This is a genomic window from Capnocytophaga sp. oral taxon 864 (genome assembly GCF_002998835.1).
GTDB classification, from domain to species: Bacteria; Bacteroidota; Bacteroidia; order Flavobacteriales; family Flavobacteriaceae; genus Capnocytophaga; species Capnocytophaga ochracea.
In genome coordinates, this window is sequence record NZ_CP027232.1 from 2370696 (window position 1) to 2386903 (window position 16208).

The 16208-nt window shown below is 41.2% G+C and carries 12 protein-coding genes and 1 pseudogene; 2 read left to right on the top strand and 11 right to left on the bottom strand.

Annotated elements, in window-relative coordinates; genetic code table 11:
* Positions 1 to 114 precede the first annotated feature (114 nt).
* On the top strand, positions 115 to 855 hold the full coding sequence (locus C3V44_RS10690) for a 1-acyl-sn-glycerol-3-phosphate acyltransferase (RefSeq protein ID WP_106096446.1): 741 nt from the start codon (positions 115 to 117) through the stop codon (positions 853 to 855).
* Here C3V44_RS10690 and C3V44_RS10695 read toward each other — a convergent pair.
* The 11 genes and pseudogenes from C3V44_RS10695 to C3V44_RS10745 all read right to left on the bottom strand — a co-directional run bounded on the left by C3V44_RS10695 (position 842) and on the right by C3V44_RS10745 (position 11630).
* Positions 842 to 1426 carry a riboflavin synthase gene (locus tag C3V44_RS10695; RefSeq protein ID WP_106096447.1) on the bottom strand — a complete coding sequence of 195 codons (585 nt, stop codon included), beginning with the start codon at positions 1424 to 1426 and terminating at the stop codon, positions 842 to 844. The genes C3V44_RS10690 and C3V44_RS10695 overlap by 14 nt on opposite strands.
* A gap of 52 nt (positions 1427 to 1478) precedes the next feature.
* Complete coding sequence (locus tag C3V44_RS10700) at positions 1479 to 2474, bottom strand: NAD(P)H-dependent glycerol-3-phosphate dehydrogenase (protein ID WP_009419227.1); 996 nt, start codon at positions 2472 to 2474, stop codon at positions 1479 to 1481.
* A gap of 592 nt (positions 2475 to 3066) precedes the next feature.
* On the bottom strand, positions 3067 to 4062 hold the full coding sequence (locus C3V44_RS10705; RefSeq protein WP_106096448.1) for a sensor histidine kinase: 996 nt from the start codon (positions 4060 to 4062) through the stop codon (positions 3067 to 3069).
* Positions 4059 to 4289: a succinylglutamate-semialdehyde dehydrogenase gene (locus C3V44_RS10710; RefSeq protein ID WP_106096449.1), complete on the bottom strand. Its 231-nt coding sequence runs from the start codon at positions 4287 to 4289 to the stop codon at positions 4059 to 4061. Before C3V44_RS10710 ends, C3V44_RS10705 begins: the two co-directional genes overlap by 4 nt.
* Positions 4290 to 4326: 37 nt before the next feature.
* Positions 4327 to 5546, bottom strand: a pseudogene (locus C3V44_RS10715) (ABC transporter permease).
* A gap of 219 nt (positions 5547 to 5765) precedes the next feature.
* A complete protein-coding gene (locus tag C3V44_RS10720) occupies positions 5766 to 6749 on the bottom strand; it encodes an alpha/beta hydrolase (protein ID WP_106096450.1) in 984 nt (327 codons plus the stop codon).
* 33 nt (positions 6750 to 6782) lie between these two features.
* A complete protein-coding gene (locus C3V44_RS10725) occupies positions 6783 to 7622 on the bottom strand; it encodes a type II CAAX prenyl endopeptidase Rce1 family protein (protein ID WP_106096451.1) in 840 nt (279 codons plus the stop codon).
* A gap of 12 nt (positions 7623 to 7634) precedes the next feature.
* Positions 7635 to 8159 carry a TetR/AcrR family transcriptional regulator gene (locus tag C3V44_RS10730; RefSeq protein WP_106096452.1) on the bottom strand — a complete coding sequence of 175 codons (525 nt, stop codon included), beginning with the start codon at positions 8157 to 8159 and terminating at the stop codon, positions 7635 to 7637.
* 93 nt (positions 8160 to 8252) lie between these two features.
* The gene (locus tag C3V44_RS10735; protein WP_009410377.1) at positions 8253 to 9002 is read right to left on the bottom strand and encodes an ABC transporter ATP-binding protein; all 750 of its coding nucleotides are present in this window, start codon (positions 9000 to 9002) and stop codon (positions 8253 to 8255) included.
* Positions 9003 to 10232, bottom strand: coding sequence for an efflux RND transporter periplasmic adaptor subunit (locus C3V44_RS10740; protein ID WP_106096453.1), 1230 nt, complete (start codon positions 10230 to 10232; stop codon positions 9003 to 9005).
* A gap of 63 nt (positions 10233 to 10295) precedes the next feature.
* On the bottom strand, positions 10296 to 11630 hold the full coding sequence (locus C3V44_RS10745) for a TolC family protein (protein WP_106096454.1): 1335 nt from the start codon (positions 11628 to 11630) through the stop codon (positions 10296 to 10298).
* A gap of 1012 nt (positions 11631 to 12642) precedes the next feature.
* Here C3V44_RS10745 and C3V44_RS10750 point away from each other — a divergent pair.
* Positions 12643 to 16161, top strand: a complete 3519-nt coding sequence (locus C3V44_RS10750; RefSeq protein ID WP_106096455.1) for an efflux RND transporter permease subunit — start codon at positions 12643 to 12645, stop codon at positions 16159 to 16161.
* Positions 16162 to 16208: the final 47 nt, after the last annotated feature.

The following is a 16208-nucleotide window of genomic DNA, read 5'->3' on the forward strand; positions in this document are numbered from 1 at the left end:
TTAACGATACTTTTACACTGCAAAAAGAGAGCGTTAAGCGGTGATGTTGAGGTTTATATATTTAGAAATCAGTAATATATTTGCTCCTACCGGATAATAATAAGATTACATTAAATGAAACTCCTGAAATACACCTTTTGGCTCTTGTGGAAGAGCTGGTTTTACTTGCTTGTACTTATTCTTATTCTCCTGTGGTTGCCCTTGTTGTTTATTCTTACAGCACGGGCAGAATGGTATCGCTCATTTTATTGGGTAGCCCGGAACTTATGGGCAACGCCTATATTGTACGGTATGGGCTTTTTGCCGAAAATACACAGGGAATATACCGTGCCTAACGACCGCCATAGCTATATGCTAGTTGCCAATCATTACAGTATGATGGACATAATGCTGATGTTCTACTGTAGTAAAAATCCGTTTGTATTTGTAGGGAAGAAGGAACTGAGCAAGACGCTATTGTTTGGTTATTTCTACAAACGTGTTGCCATAATGGTAGATAGAAAGAGTCCGCAGAGTAGGAAGGAGGTTTATGCCCAAGCGATGGAGAGAATAAAGAAAGGCCTGAGTATTTGTATTTTTCCCGAAGGAGGTGTCCCCGATGATGAGAGTATAGTACTCGATAGTTTTAAAGATGGTGCTTTTCGCATTGCGATAGAATGCCAAATTCCCATAGTACCAATGGTATTCTACGATACTAAAAAACGCTTTCCCTTCCGCTTCTTTGCCGGCAGTATGGGCACGATGCGAGTAGATATATTGCGCTCTATTCCTACCCAAGGCAAAACCCTTGACGATAAAGAGTCCTTACGCGAAGAAGTACGTTCTCTTATTTTACAACGCCTTACCGTTGCATAAGTCGGGCGACATATTTACCAATCACATCGAATTCTAAATTTACAACACTACCTATTTGTAAGTATTGCAGATTGGTATGTGCTAAAGTATAAGGGATTACTGCTACACTAAAACTATGGGAAGTCGCATCTATTACCGTTAGGCTTACACCATTCACAGTAATAGAGCCTTTTTCAATTACCACATTGCCAGTAGAGGGGTCGTACTCAAAAGTAAAGCGGGTGCTACCTGCTTCTTCTTGGATAGCAGTACAAGTGCCCGTTTGGTCGATGTGACCTTGCACGATATGTCCGTCTAAGCGGGTGTTGAGAAGCATACCGCGCTCTAAGTTTACCGCATCACCTACTTGCAAACTGCCTAAGTGGGTTTTGGCAAGGGTTTCGGCAATGGCAGTTACTTGGTATACATCGCCGTCGATAGCCACTACCGTAAGGCATACCCCATTATGGGCAACACTTTGGTCTATTTTTAGTTCATTTGTAAACGAACTTTTTACGTATAAATGCAGATTCGCCTCTTCGCGTTCTATCTGTACGATTTTACCTATTTCTTCTATAATTCCTGTGAACATAAAGTTAATTAGCAAATTTTCTCATTTCCTCATTTTCTCATTTTCTAATTTTCTAATCCAGTTCTCCTGTCAATTCTGCAAATGCTACATTGGCTCTTTTGCCTTCGTATAACACTTTGTAGACGGCATCGAGTATGGGAGTGCGACTGGGTTTTTCTTGATTTTTGTTAATGAGGTAAGCGCTTTTGGTAGCGTAATAGCCTTCGGCTACCATATTCATTTCAGCCATTGTACTCTTTACAGTATAGCCTTTACCTATCATTGTGCCGAACATACGGTTCCGACTGAAAAGCGAATAGGCGGTTACGAGTAAATCACCTAAATAAGCGGAGTTGTTGATATTTCGTTTGATTTTGTAAATATGCTTGATGTAGCGTCGCATCTCGCGAATGGCGTTGCTCATCAGCACACTTTGGAAGTTATCGCCATAGCCTAATCCGTGTGCAATACCCGCAGCAAGGGCATAAATGTTCTTCAGCATAGCAGCGTATTCAATACCTACCACATCGTCGGATATTTTGGTCTTCACATAATGGCGTTTCATAGCTTCAGCCATAAAGCGCGCTTTTTCTTCGTCGAGACAGGCAATAGTGAGGTACGACAAACGTTCGAGGGCTACCTCTTCGGCGTGGCAAGGACCTGCTATAACGCCTATCTGTGCATAAGGCACGTGATGTATTTTGTTGAAATACTCACCTACTATAAGTCCGCTCTTAGGTTCGATACCTTTGATAGCAGAAAATATATTTTTATTAGATAGCGGTTCGGTGAGTTTTTCTAATTCGTCACTCAAGAAAGCTGAAGGGATAGAAAAGACGACATAATCGCTAAAAGCTACCGCCTCGTTGATGTCGTTGGTGAGGTGTAGCTTGCTGATGTTTAAATGTACATCGCTAAGGTAGTTAGGGTTGTGTTTGGTCGCTTTGATGTGCTCAATAGCCTGTTCATTGCGCATATACCAACACACTTGGTCGATATTGGCGGTAAAAATCTTAATCAGAGCCGTTGCCCAACTTCCTCCTCCGATAACTGATATTTTGGTTTCCACAATTGTTAGCTATTATTATTTTGGGGCAAAGATACGAAAATAATGCTGTATTACCAAAAAGTCCCTACTAAAACCACAGAGCAAACACACTAAAAGAGGAAATATAGCTTATGCTATATAAATTATGTGAAAATCAATTAAATCTGTTCCAATTTCTGTACCGCCAGGTGTATTTCTTTTTTTAAAGAAAATTTCGAGCCTTTGATTTAAGTTGTTACTTATTTTATGTCCAACAAGTTTAAACACTAGAACGAGTGATGTGAGGAGATAGAAGCACCATAAATTCAATCAATGTTCTATTATAATTCGATTAACCTTTATTGTAGAGCCACTGTAGAGCCACTGTAGAGCCACTGTAGACCCACTATAAAACCACTGTAGTTCCGTTTAAGGTTTGTTAAAAGTCCGTCATACGTCTCACAGAGCAACTGCGCGAAATTATGAAGTATAGGTCAGTTCGAGACTTTCAGGTAGCTTGCTACCTATTTGTTTGATTTGTAAGATTTCTGTAGCGTAAGCTACACTGTCCTCACATCGAAAGTACTTCTTTTTTAAAAAATTTCTTGCCTTTGGTCTAAAAACCTCACATTTGTCAATTCTCAATTGTCAATTGAGCAATGTATTCTCCGTTTTTTTCTTCGATGTTGTATTGATGTTTTTTAGGATAAAGAAGTGTTAGGCGTTTCTTTAAGTTTTCAATGCCAATACCTGAGTTATACAAACTTTCTTGTTTAGGAATTATAGTGTTCTCACTTCTAAATATTACCTTATTCTCTTCCACTCTCAAGCTAAACGACAATTCTGTTACCTCAGTCGCCGATACACCGTGCTTAAAGGCGTTTTCCACTAAGCTGATAAACAGCAAAGGCGCTATGGTGAGTGGGGGTAGTTGCTTCGGGAAATCTACCCGTACAGTAGTTTTATCAGTCAGGCGCAACTGCATTAAGCTGATGTATTGTTGCAAGAAATCTACTTCTTCTGCAAGACTAATCTGCTTTTGGTCACTGTTTTGCATAAAGTGACGCATCAGCTTGCTAAGGCTATGCACGCTCTGTTGTGCCTTTTGAGGATCAAACTCTATAAGCGAATAGATATTGTTGAGTGCATTGAAAAAGAAATGCGGTTGGAGTTGGTATTTCAATTGGGTAAGGTCGGCTTGTAGTTTGTGCGCTTGGGCTTCTTTCTGAGCGATTTCCAAAGAAAAGTTGCGTTGTGCATAGCGTATTGCCATTGCAAAGACTACCGGCAAGAGGTTCGATAAGAAATCGAAATAGACAAAAGCGTGGAAAGGAGGCATCCTGCGTCCATCTTTGCGGGGATTAAAGTATGAAAAAAGCTCATATTTGCTGTACGAAATACATAAAATGAGTACCACTGCTACCAATATAAAAAGTATATATCGTTTTTTAAACCACAGTTTATCAATAAGCCAATAGAAACTGATGTAGAACAAAAACATCAAAAAAGGCAATGATATGAGCGAACGGTAAAGAGCCTCCTCAAATCGGTGATTGCTTTCGGAGATAAAAATAAGGGCAGGCAGAATACAAACCACTGCCCAAGAGGCTATGTGTGTTAAGAATTTCATTCTTTATACTTTGATATTATTTTAAAATAACTTTCTGCGAAACTCTTGATGATTTCAGGGGAATAGTCTCCTCCTTTGGCATAAGAGATACCCATAACTTCTAAAGCTATAGCTTGGCACTGCTCATCATTAATAGTAATGGCTTTGCTATCTAATATTTCTCTAACAATAACCATACATTTTTGCAGGTCTTCTGTTGTAGCATAAGGAGGTAAAGTTATATTCATCTGTTTTTATTATTTCTAATTGCCTGTTTCTCTCGCACTACTCGTATCTCAGGGCGCTAATAGGTTCTAACTCGGCTGCTTTGCGGGCAGGATACCAACCGAAGAATACCCCTGTGATAGTACATACTAAGAAGGATATTACAATAGAATACAAGGTAATACTCACTGGCCAGCCTATGAACAGCGATACGCCTACGGTAGCTAATAAGCCAATAATTACCCCTAATACCCCCCCAGTAATGCTAATAAGCACCGACTCGATAAGGAATTGCGCCAAAATATCCTTTCCCTTAGCTCCAATAGCCATACGCAAGCCTATTTCCTTAGTGCGCTCTTTTACTGATACATACATAATGTTCATAATGCCTATACCGCCCACGATGAGCGAAATGCTGGCAATAGCTACCAACAACACAGTAAGCATCTCGCTGGTAGAGCTAAACGTACTGATGAGTTCTTGTTGTGAAAACACATTGAAATCATTCTCTTGTGTAGCCGAAAGATTATGAGTGCGCTCCAAAATTTTCTTTACTTGGTTTACTGCATTCTCCGACTGACTTTCATTGAGCACCGAAGCCACAATACTCTGCAAGAAAGTTTGTGCCAAAATACGCTTTTGTACCGTAGTATAAGGTGCGATAATCACATCGTCTTGATCCTGACCAAAGTTACTCTCACCTTTTTTGGTAAGTACGCCAATCACTTTAAACGGGATATTCTTAAAGCGTATGGTTTGCCCAATAGGGTTCTCGCCATTAGTGAAGAGGTTCTTAGCTACTGTTTGTCCTATAACGGCTACTTTGGCAAAGTTAGTAATTTCATCTTCACCAAACATACTTCCCTCTGCCACACTCCACTCCCGTATGGGCAAGTATTCGGTATTCACTCCGTAGATAGAGGTAGGCCAGTTGTTGCCCCCTGCTATACTTTGTCCATTGCCACTTACTACTGGCGATACATATTTCAGTAGGGTACCTTCTTTTTGAGGGCTTCGTAATCCGTCATTTTCAGCGATTGCATATCGCTCATACTCATACGTACCCCACCCATCATACCGGCACCCGGACGGATATTGAGCATATTGGTACCCATTTTAGAGATATTCTCCTTGATGCTCTTTTTAGAGCCTTCTCCAATGGCAAGCATTGTAATGACAGAGCCCACCCCAATGATGATGCCCAGCATTGTAAGCATAGCCCTTGTTTTGTTGAGCAAAAGGGCACGCCACGCTATTTTAAAAAGATTTTGTATATTCATAATATTAATTAGTGAATTAGAAAATTAGCAGATTAGTAAATTCTGTGAGACTAGAAAGGTTCTCCTATGATACGCGTTTTGTACTCGCCTTTTACTATTTGCCAGCAGACCTCATAATGTATCAAAAACAAAGCGGGATAAAGTTATTTTAAGTTCTTCTTACTTTTACCTCCCTCTCTTTCAGTAAAATTAGCTTGCGACTTGTTTTTATACTTTATTTTATTGAAGATTCTCACTAAAAAACGCTTTTAACTTATCAAACGGAATTACTCCAGCTTGATTGTCGTAAAAATCGGTGTGACGTGCATTAGGAACAATCAACAGTTCTTTTTTCTCGCTTCCAATTAACTTATAGGCATCTTCACTCATATAGCGCGAATGAGCATTTTCTCCTGCAATCATAAGGGTTGGCACTTCTATTTCGTTCGCATAGGCTAACAGGGGAAAATTCATAAATGAAAGCAGCGTAGTGGCTGTCCAAACGTGATTAGAAACTGAACGCTCGTGGAACCCTCGTGGCGTTTTGTAAAACTCAATATAATCATTCAAGAATTGAGGAACTTTATCTGATGGAGTATCGGGCATAGGGTAACCTGGAGTAGGGGTTTCTGTCTCGGCATCCTTCCAACGGATAGCATTGAGTGAACGCTTCATTTCCAAACGCATTTCGGGCGTATTGGCATCAAAATAACCTTTGCTAAAAACACGCGACATATCGTACATTACCATTGTGGCAACAGCCTTAATACGTGTGTCGATGGCTGTAGCATTCAGTGCAAAGCCACCCCAACCACAAATACCTATGATTCCTATTTTTTCTCTATCGACAAAGGGTTGAATTCCTAAGCAATCCACCGCTGCCGAAAAGTCTTCGGTATTGATATCGGGCGATGCTACATTGCGAGGTTCTCCACCGCTCTCTCCCGTATAGGAAGGGTCGAAAGCTAAGGTTACAAAGCCTCTTTCAGTCATTGTTTGGGCGTAAAATCCTGAGGCTTGTTCTTTTACAGCTCCAAACCCGCCGCAAATAGCAAGGGCAGCAAGTTTTTTATCTTCGCTGTTTTTCGGGAAATACAAGTCGCCAATAAGGGTGATACCATAGCGGTTTTTGAATGATACTTTTTTGTGTTCAACTTTATCGCTTTTAGGGAAAATCTTATCCCAAGAAGCAACATTTACAGGGTTTTCAGTGTTTGAACTCATATTATTGAAATTTTAGTTTATACGATTTATTCATTAGGATTGAAGGCGCTCTTTGCTTTTGCGTATTCTTCTTAAATACAAGCCTATAGCCAAGTATATCAACGTTGGAATAAGACCAAAAAGAGGGGATACTAAAAGTGTTTTATCGGGTGAAATAACAGTAAATCCTTCTGAAATGAGAGGGTTAAGAGCGTCTTTCATTGAGTGCGTCAAAACTACCAATAAAAGTGAACGCGATAGAAAGAAAATTTCGGTGTACATTATTGTCCAAACAGCAATGACTACAAAGCTCACCAAAACAAATAATACTTTGCTATAAGGGAAAAAGGTTGCCTGATAAGCATCGTCTAAGAATATGAGATTGTATGGCAGGTGCCATATTTGGCATACGAATGCCACCACTACATAAATCACCCATTCGTTTTTGGTGAGTTGTTCCATTTTTACGGTGAGATAGCCTCGAAAAGCCGTCTCTTCTAAAATATTTTTGATAAAAACGGGTAAGAAAGCAGTCGCAAAAACAGGGAGATAGGCAGTAATACTAAACTTACTCACATCTACCCAACCTAATAGCTTGCCAACAAATAGTGTTATACCAATAACCACGGGATAGACTGCAATGGCAAAGATATACCAGCGAGTGTTTTGCTTGAAACGAGGTTTTAAAGGGAAATCTTTCCAACCATCGCCACCCAAAAGGCAGAGCAAAATCATACACACAATAGGAGAAGCAATAAAAATCCCTGATCCCAAAGACTCTAAATTAGAAGGTTCGCCAAGTAACTGGTTTACCCCAACGCCTATCCATCCGCAAGAGATGGCTACCAAGCTAAATAGGATTATATTCCGAAGTGTTTTTTTATTGGTTCTCATATTAAGGTAGATTTATTTTAATATTTCTAAAATTTTATCTTCGTCGTAAACAAGCATACCAACAGCAACCAATGAGGCGATACCGTGTGCCAACATCCAACCTTTAGCAATGTCATTCTTCAGCTCTTCATCAGATAGGTTTTGGCATTCCTCGCTATTTTTCATTATTTCTACTACTCGCTCACTTTCGGGAAAAATGTCAGTAAGTTTTACATTGGTTACATTATCCATATAAAAAGCCTTGAATAGGGCGGGCTCGGTGTGTGCCATCCACACGTATCCGAGTCCTAAATCCAAAAGAGTATTGCCTGTTTTTGAGTAACTGAGCACTACACTTTGCAGGAAGGACAGTGCTTTTTTGCAGATTTCGGCTTTAAGGTCATCCATATTTTTATAGCACCAATAGATGGGCTGAGTGGAGCAACCTATTTGCTTGGCAATATTTCGGGCTGAAAGGACTGCAAAGCCTTCTTTTCGCACCATTTCAAAGGCGGTTCCTATAATTACTTCTTGCGTTATTGTTGTTGATTTCGGCATAAAACTTTGTTATAACATCTGTAATATAACACCTGTTATTTTTGCAAAAGTAGTACAAATTTTCAAACCTGCAAATTTTTAATTAAAAAAGATTCAGTCTGCGTCATTCGTATTTCGTAATTGTGCCAACTGTTCTTTGGCGTTTAGTCTATCGGTTACTTCCTTATCACTGATGATATGTCCGTCTTTGAGTACAACTGTGCGTTTGCTGAAAAGGGCGATGTCGTTCTCGTGGGTTACAAACCCTATGGTACTACCTTGGTCGTTAAGGCGTTGGAAAAGCTCCATTACCTCATAAGAGGTTTTAGTGTCAAGGTTACCGGTAGCCTCATCGGCAAGGAGTATCACCGGGTGGTTCACTAAGGAACGCGCAATGGCTACCCGTTGCTGTTGTCCACCCGAGAGTTCACTGGGCAAGTGGTTCAATCGGCTTTCCAAGCCTACGCTGATGAGAGCTTCAATAGCGCGCTCGCGACGTTCTTTAGCCGAGATTTTAGAGTTGTACATCAAAGGGAGCTCTACATTCTCGATAGCTGAGGTACGCGCCAAAAGATTGTACGACTGAAAGATAAAACCTATCTTGGTGTTGCGTACCGTTGCGAGTTCGTTCTTGCTCATATCTTTCACCGAGATGCCGTCCAAAATGTAATCGCCTGACGATGGACGGTCTAAACAACCTAATATGTTCAATAAGGTTGATTTACCCGACCCACTCGGTCCCATAATGGTTACGAACTCACCCTCGTGAATGGTGAGGTTAATGCCTTTGAGGGCGTGAACTGTCTCGTTGCCCATCTTAAACTCGCGTTTCATATCGCGTATGTCGATGATTGCTTTTTTCATTTATTTGGCTTTTGAGTTATCACGACGGGGGCGTTTAGGCATAAACGGACTACTGCTATCGTCGTTATTTTTCTCACCTTCTGCTACTTGAGGGCGATTGCTTTGCAAGTTGGTAGCTACTTTTTCTCCAACACTTAGTCCGCTTACTACTTGCACGTTGATACCATCATTACTGCCTATGGTTATCGCTTTTTGGGCAAGACTACCGTCGGTGTTTACCACCCATACGTATTTGTTTTTACCCTTGCTGTGCTGTACTTTGGGCATTGGAGCGTTAATGTCTTTCTGAGCGTAGTATTGCATCAGTAGGTCGATGTCTGGGGTGAAATTCATCGCTTTCGCAGGCACTATGGTTACGCCTTTCAGCTCATTGGTATAGATAGCGATGGTCGCGGTAAGCCCAGGTTTGAGCTTCTCATCGGGGTTTTCAGCCTCTACTATCACCGTGTAGGTCACCACGTTCGAAGTCGTAGTAGGTGATAGACGCACTTGGGTTACCTTCCCCGAAAACTCTTCTTGGGGGTAAGCATCTACGGTAAAGCTCACACGTTGCCCTACTTTCACTTGTCCTATATCGGCTTCGTCTACATCGGCTTCCACCTGCATACGCTTGATGTCTTTGGCTATCTTGAAAAGTGTAGGCGCACTCATCGAGGCGGCTACCGTTTGCCCTTCTTCTACCTCTTTGCTGAGGATAATCCCATTGATAGGCGAATAGATATTGGCATACCCCAAATTGGTTTTTGCCTGATTGAGGGTCGTAAGGCGTTGTGCTACATTTGTTTTTGCGTTGTTGAACTGATACAACGCTTGCTCGTAGTCCGATTTGCTAATCACTTGGGCATTGTACATTTTCTGTTGTCGTTCGTAATTCTGGCGGTAGTAATTCAGTTCGTTGAGTGCCGATTGGTAATTGGCAGTAGCATTTACAACCATTTCTTGTAGGTTCGTCTTGTCGAGTTCCGCCAGTAGCTGTCCTTTCTTCACTTGGCTGTTGTAATCTACGTAAATCTTGCTTACCAATCCCGATACTTGGGTACCTACTTCCACCTCGTCCACTGGCTGTACGCTACCAGTAGCAGTTACTTCGGTAGTAACGTCACCTTCGGTTACCTTATCGGTTTGCAGGACGATAAAAGTAGGTTTTTCCTTCATAAAGAAGTGATACACCCCATAAGCTACTATCGCTAATAGCGCAATAATAATAATTTTTTTGATGTGTTTTTTCATTGTATTTAGTCATTATTTGTTAGACAATATTTTATAGATTAGTTTTTAGAAAGATGAGCATCGCTACATTCCCCCTCCCAAGGAGGGGGTTAGGGGGAGGACTCCCATATAAAACTTCAGCAACTGTACATACAGCGCCTGCATATACTTATTTTGCAAATAGGTTTGTTCCGCGTTGAGGTAAGCGTTTTCGCTTACGAGAAGCTCGGTATTGGTAAGTCCACCGAATTCGTGCTTTTTTACTGCCAAATCGTATGCCAATTTAGCATTGTCACGAGCCGTGCGCGAAGCTGCTTGTTGCGCTTGGTGAGTGGTAGCATTCTGCCAAGCGGTTTCTATTTTGGTATAAAGGTCTTTTTCCGCTTGTTGTTCGTCGAGCACCGCTTGCTGTTGGGTAACCTTAGCCAGCTTTACATTGTTCTTATTTCTGAACTGCGAAAAGATAGGAATATTGAGCGATGCTCCTATGGTTTGACCGAAATTGCTGTCCAACTGCGTGCGATAGCTCAAATCGTTGAGGTTTGAATATCCTGTATTTACTCCTGCTTGTAGCGATAGAGTAGGGGCATAGCCCGCTCTGGCTATCTTGATATCTTTTTCAGCTATCTTTTGTTGTGATTGATAGATTTTTAGATTGGGAAGCTTTTGTTTGGCTTCCGCAAATACCACATCTTTATTAGGGATAATCGCCGTTTCATCATCTGCGGGAAGGTCGAGCGCAATGGCGAAATCACTATTAGGAGGAAGCTCCAACAGTTGTTTGAGGGTCAGTACCCTACTTTCGTATTCATTTTCTGCTTTGATAATAGCATACTCGTTGTTGGCGTGACGCGTTTCTATCTCAGCTAAACTCAGTTTAGCAATAGACCCATTGGCAAACTTACCCTGTGCTTGCTTCAATTCCTCACCCGAAGAGCGTGCCGTATTCTTAGCTACCTCTATGCCCTCATAGCTGTAAAGGGCTTGCAGATAGGCTTCAAGCACACTCAAAGTGATGTTATTTTTCGCCTCTTGCACGTACAGTTCATTCTGTTCGAGCAATAACTTACTGCGGTCTACTTGTAGGTTCAGTTTATTGCCCTGATAGAGTGGCATAGATGCCGATACCCCAAAGTTGTTGGAGAACGTACGGCGCGACACCCGTTCGTTAGAAATCTGATTGATTGCCGAACCGTAATTCTGGTTTGCCGAAGCCGAGCCACTTACCGTAGGCAAGCGGTTGCTCTTCGCCTGACTGTAATTGATTTCAGCCGTCTGCTGGTTCAGTTCCGTCTTCTTTACAGAAATATTGTTCTGTACCGCATAGTTGATACAGTCAGCCAGCGACCATTGTTTTGCTTGAGCCCCTGCTAACAAAGGACAGAGACACAAAAGAGATATGTACAAAGTTCTTTTCATCGTTTTTAGTTTTTAAGTAACTTTTTGTCATTTAGCTGTGACAAAGGTACTGCAATACGGGCGGAGTCCGCAAAAATAATCGACGAAAAGCCTTATTTTATCGACAAAAAGCAATATTTAGCAGTTAATTTTTAGTTATAAGGGGTTAATTTTAGTCGTCAGAAACGTCCAACTGCTCTGCCTTATCCACCTTGTCCGCTCACTCCATCTAGTCTACCCTATCTATCTCGTTCTCCTTCTCCGCCCCATCAGCCTCGTCCAACAACTGCCCGTACATCTCCTTCCTTCAATAACTATCGCAAGTTATCTTCCTTTTATCTTTATGTATTGCTCATTCAAAAATCTGTTATTCGTCATTTATCACTCGTCATTTGTCCCCTGTCATTCTTCATTTCTTCCCTTTTTCGTCGCTACATTCCCCCTTTAAAAGAGTATGTTTTGTCTCTAATTCCCCCTTTTCCGTCATACTCCCCCCTAGTGCCTATGGCCTAAGGCCTAGTACCTTTTCCCTTTCTTTCGCCTCGAAACCCCGATTTTAACATTTTTAGTGCTGTTGTATTATTCTATGAATCAACTTTTTACATACTCTTTCTATACCAATCGTCCAAGATTCGTATAAGCTTCCTATAAGCTCTCTATAAGCTACCCCCACCCTTCTCATAGCCTTTTTTCATCAAAATTCTTCTCAGCTCTCTTCCGTTCTTCTCCGTTATCTTTCGAACTCCTCAACCTTCCACATTTCCTAATTTTCTCATTTCCTAATTTTCTAATTTTTTCCCTGCCCGTGTGGCTCACACTGCCCGTGCGACTCGCGCCTTTGGCAAAGTTAATCCTTTTCGCTGGCGTTTCTTATAGCTCCCGCCCCATTCTCTCATTTCCTAATTTTCTAATTCTCTCATTTCCTAATTTCCTAATTTTCTAATTTCCTAATTCTCTCATTCTCCCATTTTCTCATTTCCAAATTTGTCTATTTGCTAATTATTCTATACTTTTGTCCGATAAATAAACGCAGATGTTAAACAGAATTTACCAATATATCACCACTCATAAACTCGCAACCTTCTCATTCTTCACCGCTTGGGCGCTGATTGCCATTTATGGCTTGAGTCAGTTGCGGTTTGAAGAGGATATTACCAAAGTACTCCCTCAAAACGACAAGACGAACCTCACTTCCAAGGTGCTCAAACAACTCAATTTTGCCGATAAAATCTCGGTAATGGTAACAGCCAAAAAAGGCGGAACACTCACCGATATGCAGGCAGTTGCCGAAACTTTGCACGATACACTCAATGCTTCTATGACGAAGTATATCACCAGTATTCAGGGGATTATAAACGAAGAAGAAATTGATGAGACTTGGCAGTTTGTAAACGACCACTTACCTCTTTTTCTAAACGATGAAGATTACGCTTATTTAGAACGCCGTTTAGCCCCCGATAGTCTCAAATCAATGGTGGAGAGTCAGTACAAAACGATGCTCACTCCTGCGGGTATGGTGGCACAACAGTTTATCCGTAAAGACCCCTTTGGTCTCACTTTTCGCGGTTTGCGCAAACTTCAAGAGCTCAATACAGGCAACGATTTTAAGATTGCCAATGGTTTCCTCACTACTAACGACGAGCAACATATCCTCTTCTTTATCAACCCTAAGTACGATGGCAACGATAGCGAACACAATGCCGCTTTCGTCGCAGGGTTAGACGAGTTGCAAGACCATCTCAACGCCCAGTATAAAGGAAAAGCGCGTGTAGATTTCTTTGGGGCTCCCTTTATCTCGGTGAGCAACGCCTCTCAAATCAAAACCGATATCCTCACCACAGTACTCATTTCGCTATCAGCACTTTATTTATTGCTTGTCTTCTTTTATCGAAGTGTCTATATTCCTTTTATCGCTTTTATCCCTTCTGCTTTTGGGGTGCTCTCCGCTTTGGCAACACTCTATGTGCTCAAAGGCAGTATTTCAGCAATTTCTATCAGTTTAGGAGCGGTACTCTTAGGGGTTACTATCGATTATTCGCTACATATCCTCACACATTACAAGGTAGCTAAAAACACCGCCGAGTTGTACCGTGCTGTAACTGTGCCTATATTGCTCAGCAGTATCACTACCGCTATTTCATTCCTCTGCTTGCTCTTTGTGCATTCGGAGGTGATGCAAGATTTAGGAATATTTGCTTTCGTGGGCATAATGGTATCAGCCATATTGTCGTTGGTGCTCGTGCCTCATTTCTACCGTGGCAATCGCACTATCGAGGTGCGCAAAACCTTTTTAGACCGCATAGGGGCTTATCCATTTCATCACAACAAGTGGGGAGTAGGGGCTTGCTTACTGCTGATAGCGGTGAGTTGTTTTACTTTTCATAATGTCCGTTTCAATGGTGATATTGCCAATATCAACTATATCAACGAACGTTATAAGGCAGCTGAACATCAATTAGAGAACATCACCGATAGCGAATACAAATCACTTTATGCTGCTGCTTATGGCAACTCTTTAGAGGAAGCCTTAGAGCGCAATTATACACTATATCAGCAGTTGCAAAGTTATAAAGCACACGATAGTATCAAGCAATTCAGTTCTATCGGGGGGATTGTATTGCCTAAAAAGGAACAAGAAGTGCGTTTGCAACGATGGAAAGATTTTTGGAATGCCGAAAGACAGCAATTTCTAAAACAACAACTGATAGGAAAAGGGAATGAGGTTGGTTTTAAAGAAGAAACCTACGCACCTTTCTATCAAAGTATAGCAGCTGATTTTGAAGTTATAAACAATCTTGATGCTTATAAAGCCTTTTCAGCCATTCCATTAGAAGATTTTATCACCGAAAAAGAAGGCTTTTATACCATTGCCAATCTCGTAAAACTCACTCCCTCCGAGCGTGACCCTTTTATTCATTCAGTAGAAAAACACACGCCTACCGTTGTTATCGACCGCAAGAACCTAAGTGAAACGTTTTTAGGCAAACTCAAAGACGATATATTGCTGTTAGTAAACTATTCATCTATCGCTATTTTCCTCATACTGCTCTTGTTCTTCAAGCGGATAGAGTTGGTGTTACTCACTCTTATCCCTATTGGTGTTACAGGGATAGTTACGTCCGCTTTAATGAACTTTTTTGGCATAGAGTTCAATGTGTTTAGTATGATTGTCTGCACTTTGGTATTAGGGCATTCAGTAGATTTTAGTATTTTTATGACTTGTGCGTTGCAAAAAGACTATACCGATGATAAAAATGAACTTCCTGTGTACAAAGTGTCAGTACTTTTGGCATCTATTACTACCTTTTTAGCTATCGGAACGCTTATTTTTGCCAAACACCCTGCCTTAAAGTCAATTGCATCGGTATCGGTGATAGGTATTTTCACTGCTTTAGCAATGACTTTTGTGTTTTACCCTACTATATTTAAGTTTTTTATCTTCCGTCGTCCAGATAGAGGGCGTTCTCCGGTGAGTTTGCGTCTTTTAGTGCAATCCATACTGCTAATTACCTATTACGGATTATCGTCTATTATTCTCTCCAATATAGGTTGGCTACTTGCCAAAAATACTCCCAAACGTACTATGTGGCTCAGGCATTTAGCTACTTGGCTTACCTCTTCGGTACTCTATGCCAATCCTTTTGTGCGCAAAAGGGTAGAGAACCCACGCCATATACAACTTACAACTCCTTCAGTTGTAATTTCCAATCATACCTCGTGGCTTGATACTTTGGCAATAGGGCTTTTCACACATCGCGTCAGTTATATGGTGAATGATTGGGTGTATAACTCAGTAGTATTTGGACGTTATATACAGTCAATGGGCTTTTTTCCTGTTTCTGAAGGCATAGAAAAAGGAATGCCTTTATTCGAAAAGAACTTGAAAAATGGTATTTCTGTAATGATTTTTCCAGAGGGCAAACGCTCTGATACCAACCAAATACATCGTTTTCACAAAGGTGCTTTCTTGATAGCCGAACATTTCCAAACGCCTCTTGTACCTGTGTATATTCACGGTTGTTCGGAAGTACAACCCAAAGGCGATATAATTGTTTATGATGGTGCTATTACGGTAGTAGTAGGTGAACCCATAGCTTCTAACGATGAGCGTTTTGGCAATACTCCACGCGAGCGTGCCAAACAGATAGGTGCTTTCTATCGCCAGCAATTCCTCGCCTTGCGCAAGCGATTGGAAGGAGTGGATTACCTAAAAAAGAAACTGTTTTTAAACTATTTATACAAGGAAAATTACGTAGTGCGCGCTGTAAAACAAGATTATAGGCAGCATCGCGAACACTATCACGAACTCGTGCATTCATTACCCGAAAAAGCGCGTATTTTGCATATTGCCGATGATTATGGTCAGTTAGATTTCTTGCTATTGCTCACTTATCCTGAGCGTGAAATAGTATCCGTTATCGTCGAAGACGAAAAGCGCGCCATTGCACAGCATAGTTACCTCACTAAAATCCGCAAAATACAATACGTAAAAGAGCGTCCAGAGGGAGATTTTGAAATAGTAGTTGAAGGGAGAGAAGTCGTAATAGGATAAGGAAGTAGTGCCTAATTAGGCTGAAAGATAGGGCTTATTCGAACCTA

Bases quoted from the DNA above. Each gene is read 5' to 3' on its own strand.
- C3V44_RS10725 (WP_106096451.1), bottom strand. From the start codon at position 7,622: ATGAGAACCAATAAAAAAACACTTCGGAATATAATCCTATTTAGCTTG.
- C3V44_RS10710 (WP_106096449.1), bottom strand. From the start codon at position 4,289: ATGAATATAACTTTACCTCCTTATGCTACAACAGAAGACCTGCAAAAA.
- C3V44_RS10745 (WP_106096454.1), bottom strand. From the start codon at position 11,630: ATGAAAAGAACTTTGTACATATCTCTTTTGTGTCTCTGTCCTTTGTTA.
- C3V44_RS10750 (WP_106096455.1), top strand. From the start codon at position 12,643: ATGTTAAACAGAATTTACCAATATATCACCACTCATAAACTCGCAACC.
- C3V44_RS10735 (WP_009410377.1), bottom strand. From the start codon at position 9,002: ATGAAAAAAGCAATCATCGACATACGCGATATGAAACGCGAGTTTAAG.
- C3V44_RS10730 (WP_106096452.1), bottom strand. From the start codon at position 8,159: ATGCCGAAATCAACAACAATAACGCAAGAAGTAATTATAGGAACCGCC.
- C3V44_RS10705 (WP_106096448.1), bottom strand. From the start codon at position 4,062: ATGAAATTCTTAACACACATAGCCTCTTGGGCAGTGGTTTGTATTCTG.
- C3V44_RS10720 (WP_106096450.1), bottom strand. From the start codon at position 6,749: ATGAGTTCAAACACTGAAAACCCTGTAAATGTTGCTTCTTGGGATAAG.
- C3V44_RS10690 (WP_106096446.1), top strand. From the start codon at position 115: ATGAAACTCCTGAAATACACCTTTTGGCTCTTGTGGAAGAGCTGGTTT.
- C3V44_RS10740 (WP_106096453.1), bottom strand. From the start codon at position 10,232: ATGAAAAAACACATCAAAAAAATTATTATTATTGCGCTATTAGCGATA.
- C3V44_RS10695 (WP_106096447.1), bottom strand. From the start codon at position 1,426: ATGTTCACAGGAATTATAGAAGAAATAGGTAAAATCGTACAGATAGAA.